The organism is Campylobacter concisus (genome assembly GCF_002913945.1).
In the GTDB taxonomy this organism is placed as follows: domain Bacteria; phylum Campylobacterota; class Campylobacteria; order Campylobacterales; family Campylobacteraceae; genus Campylobacter_A; species Campylobacter_A concisus_P.
The window spans coordinates 1-11188 of record NZ_POZK01000004.1 but is presented as its reverse complement, the minus strand read 5'-3'; the positions used below and the strand labels follow the sequence as shown (position 1 = coordinate 11188).

The window sequence follows — 11188 nt, the reverse complement described above, 5'->3', positions numbered from 1 at the left end:
CAAATATACTTTAAAAGTTTAGTTATCAAAAAATTATAAAAATTTTTCAAAAATATAAATTAGCTTTTAAGAGTACAATTGTTACTAAAATACACATATAAAAATAAATAGCTGTGAATTTACGAAACAAAATTTCTAAATTTTTATTTTTGAAATTTATAATGCGTTTAACAAAACCATTACAAAGGATAAAAGATGAAATTCTTACAAGCTTTACTTTTCACTTGTGCCATCAGTGGCTTAGCATTTGGTGCAGACAAGGTCTATACGATCAAATTTGCTCACGTTGTTGCAGCTTCTACACCAAAAGGCAAGGCAGCTGACTTTTTTGCTAAACGTGCTGAGGAGCTAAGTGGCGGTAAATTAAAAGTTCAAGTCTTCCCATCAGCGCAGCTACTTGATGATGATAGGGTTTTTGGTGCGTTAAAGCTTGGCAATGTTCAAATGGCAGCTCCAAGTTTTTCAAAATTTACGCCTATTGTGCCGCAGTTTCAGCTATTTGACCTGCCTTTCATCTTTAAAGACGCAGAACACCTTCATAAGGTCCAAGACGGTGCAGTTGGCGAGGAGCTAAAAGCCCTTGTTACAAAAAAAGGCTTTGTAGCGCTTGATTACTGGGATGCTGGATTTAAGCATTTTAGCTCAAGCAAAAAACCAGTTCTTGTGCCAGAAGATGCAAAAGGACAAAAATTTAGAATCCAAAGTTCAAAAGTACTTGAAGAACAAATTAAAGTAGTTGGTGGCAACCCACAAGTTCTACCATTTTCAGAGGTTTACTCTGCACTTCAACAAGGCGTAGTTGATGCAACTGAAAACCCGCTTTCAAATTTCTATAACTCAAAATTTCACGAAGTTCAAAGCTCGCTTACACTTTCAAGTCACGGATATTTGGGCTATTTAGTCGTTATGAGTGATAAATTTTGGAGCAAGCTACCAGATGATCTAAAAGCAAATGTAAAACAAGCCCTAAGCGAAGCAACAGCTTTTGAGAGAGAAGAGACAGCAAAAGAGGACGCTCACGTCATAGCTGAGCTTGAAAAATACATCGCTGCTAGTAAAAAACTAGAAATTTATAAGATCGATGATACACAAAAGGCTGAGTGGCAAAAGGTTATGCAGTCAATCTATCCTAAATTTTACGATGTTATCGGTAAAGACCTCATAGAAAAGACTCTTGGGACAAAATAATGAAGAGTTTTTTCAATGTCCTTGATATAGCGATAGCCTCACTAAATAAAACTATCGCAGTAGTTGGGCTCGCAAGTGGAACATTGCTAGCCTTTGCAAATGTTATGGCTAGATATTTTTTCGATAAAAGCTGGTCTTGGGCAAGCGAGCTATCAAACTATCTTTTTATCTGGTCGGCGTTTTTTGCCGCGGCATACGGCTTTAATAAGGGCATTCACGTCAGTGTGACTATTTTGGTGGAAAAATTTCCACCAGCCCTTGCAAAAGCGTGTTTAATCTTCTCTCATGTACTAACTACTGTATTTTTGTTATTTATCGCAGTCTATTCGATTGATTATCTACAAATTCTTCACGAGATCGAGCAGATGATAATAGACCTTGGCATACCACAATGGGTACCTATGGTAGTGCTTCCAATAGCCTTCGTTACAGCTAGCTACCGCTCAACCGAAAAAGCCATAAAAGTAGCTCTAACGCCTGCTGAAAATGTCGTAAGCAACGAAGCACATGAGCTAGCTCATGGTAGCGTAGTCAAAGATTAAGGAGAAAAAGATGACAATAGCATTTTTATTTATCCTACTTTTTGCACTGATGCTAATAGGCGTGCCAGTGGCGGTTTCGCTAGGCACAAGTACGGTTTTGACGATGATATTTTTTACAGATATAGACATCGCTACGATCCCACAGCTAATTTTTGATGGTATCAATAAATTTTCGTTAATGGCGATCCCGATGTTTATCTTGGCTGGAAATTTACTAAGCAAAGGTGGCTCAGCAAGGCGTATCATCGACTTTGCAAAGTCTATGGTCGGACACTTGCCAGGTGGCTTGCCTATGAGTGCGATATTTGCCTGCATCATCTTTGCAGCGGTCTCTGGAAGCTCGCCTGCGACGGTTGTGGCTATTGGCTCAATTATGTTTGCAGCTATAAAAGAGGCTGGCTATCCAAAAGAGTACGCAGTTGGCGGCATAACAACGGCCGGCTCGCTTGGAATTTTGATCCCGCCTTCAGTTGTTATGATAGTTTATGGCGTAACTGCAGAGGTAAGTATTGGCAAGCTTTTTATGGCTGGTGTTGTGCCTGGTCTTATGCTTGGAGCTTTTATGCTCGTTCAAACCTATGTTGGTGCAAAAAAGCTTGGCTTTAAAGCGACTAAGGCTGAACCATTTAAAGTGAGGGTACAGAAATTTGCCAAAGCATTTTGGGCGCTTTTGATCGTCGTTGTGGTCATCGGCGGAATTTATGGAGGAATTTTTACTCCAACTGAAGCTGCTGCGGCAAGTGCCGTTTATGCGTTATTTATCTCGCTTTTTATCTATAGAGATATAAAGATAAAAGATCTTTGGGATATCTGCCTAGACTCGGCTCTTACAACAGCTATGATATTTTTCATTATCGCAAACGCCGTTGTTTTTGCATATTTGCTAACTAGCGAGCAGATCCCTCAAGCTATCGCTTCGATGATACTTGACGCGAATATCGGTATGATAGGATTTTTGATATTTGTAAATATCCTGCTCTTTATCATGGGTCAGTTCATGGAGCCTTCAAGCGTTATCATGATCATGGTTCCACTCTTGCTTCCGATAGCTACGCAGCTTGGCATAGATCCGATACATTTTGGCATTATCTTAGTTGTAAATATGGAGATAGGTATGGTCACTCCGCCTGTTGGACTAAATTTATTTGTCGCAAGCGGTCTTACAAATATGAATCTAAAAGAGGTCATCATGGCATGCTTGCCGTGGACACTCACTTTATTCTTTGGCCTTATCTTGGTTACTTATATACCGCAAATTTCGCTTTGGCTACCAAACATAATGTATGGACATTAAAATTTAGAGGCTCAGACCTCTAAATTTATCCTTTTGGATCGTAGTCCGCACTCATAACGATATTTTTACCACTTCGCTTACCAGCATAAAGTAGATTATCAGCTTGTTTTATCATCTTTTCTAAGCTAAATTCTCCCGTACCATCATGAGCAACTACTCCAAAAGTCATAGTTGCGTTGATCTTTATGTTTTCAAACTCAACTATATTTTTACTCAAAGTCTCTCTCACACGCTCTACGATACTTACAGCTGCGTCTTTTTTTACGCCCAAGACGACTGCTAAAAATTCTTCTCCGCCAAACCTAGCTACTCTATCTTTATCTCTAAATGTGTTTTTAAATATGCCTGATAAGCTTCTTAAAACAGCATCTCCTGCGCCGTGTCCATAAGTGTCATTTATCTTTTTAAAGTTATCAATATCGCACATAACGATAGCAAAGTCCCTATTTTTATAAAGATCGTTTTGGCTTAAAATTTTCTGCATCGAAGTGCGATTTAAAAGCCCTGTTAATGGATCGTGATTTAAGATATTTTCAGCCATCTCTTTTTCCTCTAAGATGCTTAAAAATATAAATAAATTTGAGCTCTCCAAAAGATACGAAACAACAACCGAGAATACACAAACCATACTTAAGTTAAAAACAAAAAGTAGATCTTTAAAGCCGTCAAAATCTTTTACAGGCTGGCCATCTAAATATACATAGCAGGCTATAGATAAAATTATTTGCACTGCAACTATTATGTAGTTAAAAAATTTATAGGTAAATGAAGTAAAAAATAGTATTAGCGACGACGCTAAAAACAATAACCCAAATCCATATCCCCATCCAAGTGTTAGCATACAAACTAATGCATGAAATAAAATTTCAAGCTGGACTATTACCATTGTTATCTTGTTATTTTCAGGGCTATCGTAAATAAGCCTTAAAAGAAAAAGATAGGTTGCTACTGAAAATACATTCATAACTGCTAGAATTTCTTCTTTCATAAATAAAAAAATAAAAAAATAACAGATGTGAGTTAATAATATTGAAAATATGATAATTTTTTGAGCCGTATAGAGTGAAATTCTACGCATCCAAGCTCTTTTTTAAAATTTCTAATTCGATGCGGTCTTTGCCATTTTGCTTGCCTTCATAAAGCAGCTTATCTACTAAAGTTATGGCTTGCTCAAAATCCACCTCAATACCATTTGCACATATTAGCATGCCAAAGGTCATAGTAACTGGAGTTTTATCTGGAAGTTTTGCGTTATTTATCTGTTTTTTAAGCCTTTTGCTCACTTCGTGGATAAATTCTATCTTTGTATCGGGCAAGATTATCAAAAATTCTTCTCCACCCCAGCGGCAAACATAGTCTTTACCTCTAAATGATTTCTTTAAAGCGTTGGCTACATCTTTTAAGACCTCATCACCGCAGTCATGCCCGTATGTATCGTTTATTTTTTTAAAATTATCAATATCGCCTAACATTATGACTAAATTTGTATTGCCGCTTCTTTCTTTATTAACACTTAGCTCGTATTTTAAAGTTTTTTCTATTGTTCTTCTATTTAAAAGCTGTGTTAAAAAATCATGTTTTGAGTCCTTTTCAAGCTCTTCTGTCTCTTTTCTTATTTGCTGATATCCGCTAGAAGTGATGACATCTGCAAACATTGAAAGTCTTAAAACAATAAAAAAAGCAAAAACAATACTACACACGACTATTGTCCCTTGTATAGCTGATGGGATCAGCGGCGCCTCATCTTTATGAATAAAATAAAGAAGTATAAGCAAGATTAATTCTAAAAATGCCATTATATAAGTAAGACTCTTTGAATCAAACGCTAGAAAGTAGTTTATAAAAATTACACCAACAAGTATTATCCAAATTCCAGTATTCCAACCCATAGTAGTAACAATAATAGTAACAAGTAATATGATATTTAGGTGAAATGCAAGGGATATTAATACTCTATATTTTATGTCGAATTTTATTCTAAGCAATATACCAGCTGCTATAAATAATAAGCACATAAAAAGTAGTGGTGTAGCTATGATCATAAAAAGCAACAAAGATAGTGCATTTGCAGCTATCATAACGTCTAATATCGTTTTATAGATATCATCGATCGCTTTATAACTACTTTGATCTACAAAATCACGTGTCAAACAAAACTCCCTGTAAATTTATTCCATTAAATTTAATTAAGTATTTTTAATAAGAGTCGTAACTATCCTCGTCCTCGTCACTATCTTCGTAGTTGTAGTCATTTTCATCGTAATTATAGTCATAACTATCGCTACTATCGTCCTCATCGTCATTAAATTCAGAGTAGTCTTCTTCTACTTCTTCATAATCAAATTCATCACTCATTGTTTTCTCCTTAAATTTTATCTTTGACGCTTTCAATATACAAGCTTTGGCTTGGGAATGCGAAATTTAGACCATTTTGCTTTAAAATATCCATAATCTTTAGCATTACATCTTGTTTGACATCTAAAAATTCTCCCCAAACGATAGTCTTTGCAAAACAATAAACTAAGATATTTATTGAGCTATCTGCAAAGTCATCAACCACGACAAATAAATTTGATTTATATCCAGCATAATCATCAACTGAAACTATACTTTGTCTATATTTTAGCCCTTTTTTCTTTGCCGTTATATCCTCACTTTTGGCAATATCTGGATGATTTATCAACATAGTTTTTATGTCATCTACACATTTTTTAATCTCATCAGTTGTCGCTCCATATTCAATGCCTATTACCATTCTGATACGTCTACCGACTTTTCTTCTGCTCCAGTTTCTAACAGGATCGCTTGCCAGTTTTGAGTTTGGCACAAAGATTAAAGCATTATCAAAGCTTCTAATAGTCGTCTTTCTAAAGCCAACCTCAACGACAGTGCCCTCTATATCACCACAAACTATCCAATCTCCTTGCGAAAATGAATTATCAAAAAGCATCATAACAGAAGCAAAGAAGTTTGCGATGATATCTTTTGCCGCAAAAGCAACAGCAAGACCGCCGATACCAAGTGAAGCTATGAGTGCTGATATATCAAAGCCAAGCTTTTGAAGAATTAGTAAAAGTGCAATTATTAATACAATTACATAGACTACTTTTAAAACTAAATTTACAACCTCTTTTCGTCTACTCTTTTGAGCGATTTTATCGATTATTACTATGCCATAACCATTTAGGATAGTTAAAACAAGCCATGAAAATGCGACTATATAGACGATAGAGAATATATTTGCTAGAGTTAGTGGCACTGGTACTGGATAAAAGCCAACACCTATACAAATATTTAGCGCATAAATGATAAGAAGTGCGGAGATAGGCTTTTTAACGATATCTACTATCTGATCCTTTGCTTCCTTTACGCCTTCGCCTGATGCAATAAGTGACATAAGCCAATACGTGAGTTTGGCGAGAATTCTTGTAAGTGAGACAAAAAATAAAAATACTGCAATTATAACTACGATCTTGCCAACGTTAAATTTTGCCGAATTTATAGAAGTTAGCTTATTTATATATTCGACCGTATCGACTAAATTTAGCTCTGATAAGATCATGCTTGAGCTTAGAAGATCAGCATTGTTTTTAAGATAGATTAAAATTTCCTCATCAGTCTCTTTTTTTAAATCAAGCTCTGCAAATGCGTTATCGTAAGAGTTTGAAGTCTCATTTAGAGAATCTTTTAGCTCTTTTATGCTGACGTAAGAGTTTGTTTGTAAATTTAAAAGTCCGTTATCTATCACCTCTTTTATAGAGTTTGCTTTAGCACCTTTTTTAAATATCTCTTCAAGATTAATTAAAGCTGAGAAATAAGCATAATCTATCTTCATTTTCTCAAGCTCAATAGCACTTTGAACATAAGCATCTTTGTTTGATTGCTTCTCTAATCTAGCTACTTTTTTTTCTAAATTATTTTTTTGCAAAATAAATTTATCAATATCGTTTTGAGTTACTTCAATCTGCATAACATATAGTGGAATTTTTTCCAAAAGGTCATTTTTTTTCTTTTGAAGTCCAGCTAAATTTGAATTATCAGCTTTTGTTGAGTTTGTATCTTTTTGCTGTGCTTTTAAAATTTTTATCTGGCTGTTTAGGGTTTGGATTTGATTTGTTAGGCTTAGTATATTTTCTTCTTGAGTTTTATTATTTTCAGCACCAAAAAGCATTATAAATGAGAGCAAGACGATGGTTAAAATTTTACGCATTTTCGCCCCTTTTATCTGCTAAAAGTTTGAATGTGCCCTCTTTTAAATCGTAGCTGAAAATTTCACCGGTTTCTATAATGTAGTGCCAGCCATAAATTTGAAGGTTTCCTCTTTCATACTCCTCCTTTACATTTGGATAAGTCATTATATTTTCGATCGAATTTATCACATTTAATCTCTCAGTTAGCCACGCCATCTTTGCTGGATCGTCGCTTGTAAATTTAAGCACTTCTCTCTTAATTGGTTCTATTAGCTTTATCCAATTTCTAACATTTGGCGTGGTTTTGAGCTTTTTTTCATCCATATAAAGCGCTGCACATCCGCCACAGTCAGAGTGTCCGCAAATAATGATATTTTTGATATTTAAAAGCTCTAATGCATATTCGATAGCCGAAGTCGTTGCCAGAAACTCTTCGCTCACTCTATAAGGTGGCACGATGTTTGCGATATTTCGCACCATAAAAAGCTCGCCTGGAAGGCAGTTTGTTATCAAATTCGGTACTACTCTTGAATCAACACAGGATATAAAAAGGGTATGTGGGTCTTGTCTATTTTGTAGACTTTTAAAGAGCTCTTCATGCTCTAAAAAGCCATCTTCCATAAATTTTACCGCACCTTCAAGTAGCGAGTCATCCATAGAAATTTATCTCCATTTTTTATATTTTTACGCGATTATAGCAACTTTTATTTAATCTAAAAAATACTTTAATATATAAATTTTTAACTAATATAATTTGTTAAAATTCTTTTTATTCATTGTTTAATTATTTTAGGCTAAACTCATTCAAAAATTCATAAGGAGATAAAATGAGTCTGTATGATAGGAACTACGCAAAACAAAATCAAGAAGAACTTGCGTATTCTCAAAGCTCACTAAGTACTTTTATAAAACAAACTTATCAACTTTTTGCAGCATCACTACTTTCAGCAACAGCTGGCGCTTATGTAGGTATTAGCATCGCTGGCGTTTTTGCGGCAAATAGATTTTTGTTCTGGGGACTTGTAATAGTCGAGTTTGCACTACTTTTTGGCTTAATGGCAGCTAAACGTAAAGAGGGATTAAATTTAATACTTCTATTTGCATTTACTTTTATAAGTGGCCTTACGCTAACTCCGCTACTTTCAGCAATCCTTGCCATGCCAAGTGGAGCTGGTATCGTAGCTCAAGCATTTGGACTAACAACAGTTGCTTTTGGTGCGTTAAGCGTCTTTGCGATGAATACAAAACGTGACTTTACAACAATGGGTAAAATGTTATTCATAACCTTAATTGTTATCATTGCAGCAGCTATTATCAATATCTTTGTTAAAAGTACAATGTTTCAACTTGTAATCGCAAGTATTTCATCGATCTTATTTAGCGCATATATACTTTTTGATACGCAAAATATTATCCGTGGAAACTATGAAACACCAGTTGAAGGCGCAGTTGCTTTGTATCTTGATTTTGTAAATCTATTTACATCATTACTACAAATTTTAGGAATTTTTAATAGAAACGACTAAAGATGAGCGCATCTACCGAGTAATAGATGCGAATCTAAATAGGCTAAAAGAAGGACTTCGCGTTGTTGAAGATATGAAAAGATATGTCTTTGATGACGCCAAGCTCGCCTATAAGATAAAATCCCTCCGCCACAAGGCAAAGATCCCGCAAAAAGAATTTTTAAAATTTAGAAATTCTCAAAACGACGTTTTAAAAACTAGCACAAAAAGCGAGCAAGCTAGAGAAAATTTAGATGAGATAATCACTGCAAATTTCAAGCGCGCCCAGGAGAGTGCTCGCGTGCTTGAAGAGTGCTTTAAGCTCATAAATTTAGAACAAGCCGAGCTTTTTAAAGGCATAAGATACGAGCTTTATGAGCTTGAAAAAGAACTTTAACTAAAAATTTAAATCTTTTCTTGTATAATCGCAAACAATTATTTTTAAAAATTTAAAGGAAATTTCGTGAGTTTAATATTTTTAATCTTGCAATTTGTTTTAGCTGTCGTTATCACGATCGCAGTTTTACTCCAAAAGAGCTCATCTATCGGTCTTGGAGCATACAGTGGAAGCAACGAGAGCCTTTTTGGAGCAAAAGGACCAGCTGGATTTTTAGCTAAATTTACCTTTGTAGTAGGCGTTTTGTTTATCCTAAACACACTTGCACTTGGATACTTCTATAATAAAGATCTAAAACGCTCTATCGTTGATAGCGTCGATAGTAAATCTCTAGTCATACCAAAGTCAAACGACGTACCATCAGCTCCTAGTGCACCACAAACTCCAGCAAAATAACAATGATAAAAACACTTTTAGCGTCATTTTTGACGCTAACATTTACTTTAGCAGACGCTCATATTTTAGTCTATCATCGCTTTGATGACCCAAGACACACAAGCACTGATATTTCTATTAAAAATTTAAGAGAGCAGTTTGAATATTTCAAAAATAATGGCTATGAAGTCGTTAAACTCTCAAAACTAGTCGATGCTGTAAATGCTGGCGAAAAAATACCTGATAACTGGATCGTCATCACTGTAGATGATGGTTATAAAAGTTTCTATGACAAGGCCCTTAGTGTATTTAAAGAGTATAACTATCCATTTGCACTAATGCTTTATGTGGAAGCCAGTGCAAATAAATATGGCGATTATTTGGATTTTGATCAGATTAAAGAACTTGAGGCTTATGGCGAGATTGGGTACCACTCGTACGCTCATCCAAGGATGACAAAACTTAGCGATGAGGCATTAAGAGAGGATTTTCAAAAGGGCGTTGAAACCTTTGAAAAACACATGGGCTATAAGCCAAAATTCTTTGCAGTACCTTATGGTGAGATTGATAGTCGAGTTGTAAAACTTGCAAAAGAATTTGGTTTTTTAGCCCTTTTAAACCAAAACTCAGGTGCTGTTTCAGACAAAAGTGATGTTTACGATCTTTATAGAACGCCCGTAATGAACGGTACCAAAATAGCACTAACGTTTAATAGCAAATTTTTAAATGCCCAGTGGATATTTCCGGATAGCTACCCACAAAATAATGCAATAGACAAACTTATTATAAAAACTGATACAAATGCTAGTGAAGGTAATTTTTTCATGACTGGCTTTAATGGCTTTAAAAAGGTACCTATGACAAATGGTGTTTTTGAGTGTAAATTTAACCCACCTCTTGATAAACGCAAAGTTTTAATATCACTAAAAGTAGATCATCAACGAAGTACAAAACTTCTAATAAAGGACATCAATGCTAAATAAAATTTACGAAACACAAAAAGAAGGCTGCGAAAAAGCAATAGCTTCATTAAAACGCGACTTTACAACGCTTAGAACGGGCAAGGTAAATATTAATATTGTAGATCATGTAATGGTTGATTATTACGGCTCACCAACTCCGCTCAACCAAGTAGCCACTGTGCTTACAAGCGACGCTTCAACTATCGCTATCACACCTTGGGAAAAGAGCATGATAAAAGCGATCTCTTCAGCTATCCAAGCAGCAAATATCGGCGTCAATCCAAATAGTGATGGTGAGAGTGTCAAGCTATTTTTTCCACCTATGACAGTTGAGCAACGCCAAGAAAATGCAAAACATGCAAAATCAATGGGAGAAAAAGCCAAAGTCAGTATAAGAAACGTAAGAAAAGATGCAAATGATGAAGTCAAAAAGCTTGAAAAAGACAAAGCTATAACTGAGGACGAGAGCAAAAAGGGACAGGATGAGGTTCAAAAGATAACTGACACCTACACTGCAAAAATCGATACTCTTGTAAAAGAGAAAGAGGCTGAGCTTTTAAAAATCTAAAATTTTAGAAATTTTTCCTTATCTAGCTACTCTTATGTGGCTAGATATTCTCTCAAAATAATATTTCAAAAAAATATTTATCAGCAAGTAGTTTAATTTTTTGTCTGTTGTGTTTTATCTATTAAATATAAATAGATCCTAACTACATAAAACATAGCCACCACTTT

The 11188-nt window shown here is 35.1% G+C and carries 13 protein-coding genes; 8 read left to right on the top strand and 5 right to left on the bottom strand.

The window, feature by feature from the left end; translation table 11 throughout:
- Positions 1 to 195: 195 nt before the first annotated feature.
- The 3 genes from CYP64_RS00830 to CYP64_RS00820 are packed head-to-tail and all read left to right on the top strand — an operon-like array spanning position 196 to position 3024.
- Positions 196 to 1188, top strand: a complete 993-nt coding sequence (locus CYP64_RS00830) for a DctP family TRAP transporter solute-binding subunit (RefSeq protein ID WP_103648317.1) — start codon at positions 196 to 198, stop codon at positions 1186 to 1188.
- Positions 1188 to 1730, top strand: a complete 543-nt coding sequence (locus tag CYP64_RS00825; protein WP_084041037.1) for a TRAP transporter small permease — start codon at positions 1188 to 1190, stop codon at positions 1728 to 1730. The genes CYP64_RS00830 and CYP64_RS00825 overlap by 1 nt, the downstream gene beginning before the upstream one ends.
- 10 nt (positions 1731 to 1740) lie before the next feature.
- Positions 1741 to 3024 (top strand): TRAP transporter large permease, encoded by a 1284-nt coding sequence (locus CYP64_RS00820; RefSeq protein ID WP_103648316.1) that lies wholly within the window; start codon positions 1741 to 1743, stop codon positions 3022 to 3024.
- Positions 3025 to 3049: 25 nt separating this feature from the next.
- Here the strand turns inward: CYP64_RS00820 and CYP64_RS00815 are convergent, their stop codons facing one another.
- Genes CYP64_RS00815 through CYP64_RS00800 form a run of 5 tightly spaced genes read right to left on the bottom strand, consistent with a single transcriptional unit; the run spans position 3050 to position 7871 of the window.
- On the bottom strand, positions 3050 to 4102 hold the full coding sequence (locus CYP64_RS00815) for a GGDEF domain-containing protein (protein ID WP_103648315.1): 1053 nt from the start codon (positions 4100 to 4102) through the stop codon (positions 3050 to 3052).
- Complete coding sequence (locus CYP64_RS00810; RefSeq protein WP_258032877.1) at positions 4095 to 5174, bottom strand: GGDEF domain-containing protein; 1080 nt, start codon at positions 5172 to 5174, stop codon at positions 4095 to 4097. The genes CYP64_RS00815 and CYP64_RS00810 overlap by 8 nt, the downstream gene beginning before the upstream one ends.
- A gap of 46 nt (positions 5175 to 5220) precedes the next feature.
- A complete protein-coding gene (locus tag CYP64_RS09915; RefSeq protein WP_180997316.1) occupies positions 5221 to 5379 on the bottom strand; it encodes a hypothetical protein in 159 nt (52 codons plus the stop codon).
- A gap of 10 nt (positions 5380 to 5389) precedes the next feature.
- The gene (locus tag CYP64_RS00805; protein ID WP_103648314.1) at positions 5390 to 7234 is read right to left on the bottom strand and encodes a mechanosensitive ion channel domain-containing protein; all 1845 of its coding nucleotides are present in this window, start codon (positions 7232 to 7234) and stop codon (positions 5390 to 5392) included.
- Positions 7227 to 7871, bottom strand: a complete 645-nt coding sequence (locus CYP64_RS00800) for a carbonic anhydrase (RefSeq protein WP_072595207.1) — start codon at positions 7869 to 7871, stop codon at positions 7227 to 7229. Before CYP64_RS00800 ends, CYP64_RS00805 begins: the two co-directional genes overlap by 8 nt.
- A gap of 170 nt (positions 7872 to 8041) precedes the next feature.
- Between CYP64_RS00800 and CYP64_RS00795 the strand changes: the two genes are divergently transcribed.
- The 5 genes from CYP64_RS00795 (at position 8042) to frr (ending at position 11021) form a co-directional block, all read left to right on the top strand.
- Positions 8042 to 8740, top strand: coding sequence for a Bax inhibitor-1/YccA family protein (locus tag CYP64_RS00795; protein ID WP_021091071.1), 699 nt, complete (start codon positions 8042 to 8044; stop codon positions 8738 to 8740).
- The gene (locus tag CYP64_RS00790) at positions 8727 to 9116 is read left to right on the top strand and encodes a thiamine-phosphate pyrophosphorylase (protein ID WP_087577411.1); all 390 of its coding nucleotides are present in this window, start codon (positions 8727 to 8729) and stop codon (positions 9114 to 9116) included. Before CYP64_RS00795 ends, CYP64_RS00790 begins: the two co-directional genes overlap by 14 nt.
- A gap of 66 nt (positions 9117 to 9182) precedes the next feature.
- Positions 9183 to 9512, top strand: a complete 330-nt coding sequence (gene secG, locus CYP64_RS00785; protein WP_103648313.1) for a preprotein translocase subunit SecG — start codon at positions 9183 to 9185, stop codon at positions 9510 to 9512.
- A 2-nt stretch (positions 9513 to 9514) separates the two neighbouring features.
- A complete protein-coding gene (locus tag CYP64_RS00780) occupies positions 9515 to 10474 on the top strand; it encodes a polysaccharide deacetylase family protein (protein ID WP_103648312.1) in 960 nt (319 codons plus the stop codon).
- Entirely contained in the window at positions 10464 to 11021 is a 558-nt protein-coding gene (frr, locus tag CYP64_RS00775) for a ribosome recycling factor (RefSeq protein ID WP_072595202.1), read from the top strand. Before CYP64_RS00780 ends, frr begins: the two co-directional genes overlap by 11 nt.
- Positions 11022 to 11188: the final 167 nt, after the last annotated feature.

What these genes read in the sequence shown, in the direction of transcription:
- CYP64_RS00830 (WP_103648317.1), top strand. Translation starts at nt 196, where the DNA reads ATGAAATTCTTACAAGCTTTACTTTTCACTTGTGCCATCAGTGGCTTA.
- CYP64_RS00825 (WP_084041037.1), top strand. Translation starts at nt 1,188, where the DNA reads ATGAAGAGTTTTTTCAATGTCCTTGATATAGCGATAGCCTCACTAAAT.
- CYP64_RS00820 (WP_103648316.1), top strand. Translation starts at nt 1,741, where the DNA reads ATGACAATAGCATTTTTATTTATCCTACTTTTTGCACTGATGCTAATA.
- CYP64_RS00815 (WP_103648315.1), bottom strand. Translation starts at nt 4,102, where the DNA reads ATGCGTAGAATTTCACTCTATACGGCTCAAAAAATTATCATATTTTCA.
- CYP64_RS09915 (WP_180997316.1), bottom strand. Translation starts at nt 5,379, where the DNA reads ATGAGTGATGAATTTGATTATGAAGAAGTAGAAGAAGACTACTCTGAA.
- CYP64_RS00805 (WP_103648314.1), bottom strand. Translation starts at nt 7,234, where the DNA reads ATGCGTAAAATTTTAACCATCGTCTTGCTCTCATTTATAATGCTTTTT.
- CYP64_RS00800 (WP_072595207.1), bottom strand. Translation starts at nt 7,871, where the DNA reads ATGGATGACTCGCTACTTGAAGGTGCGGTAAAATTTATGGAAGATGGC.
- CYP64_RS00795 (WP_021091071.1), top strand. Translation starts at nt 8,042, where the DNA reads ATGAGTCTGTATGATAGGAACTACGCAAAACAAAATCAAGAAGAACTT.
- CYP64_RS00780 (WP_103648312.1), top strand. Translation starts at nt 9,515, where the DNA reads ATGATAAAAACACTTTTAGCGTCATTTTTGACGCTAACATTTACTTTA.
- frr (WP_072595202.1), top strand. Translation starts at nt 10,464, where the DNA reads ATGCTAAATAAAATTTACGAAACACAAAAAGAAGGCTGCGAAAAAGCA.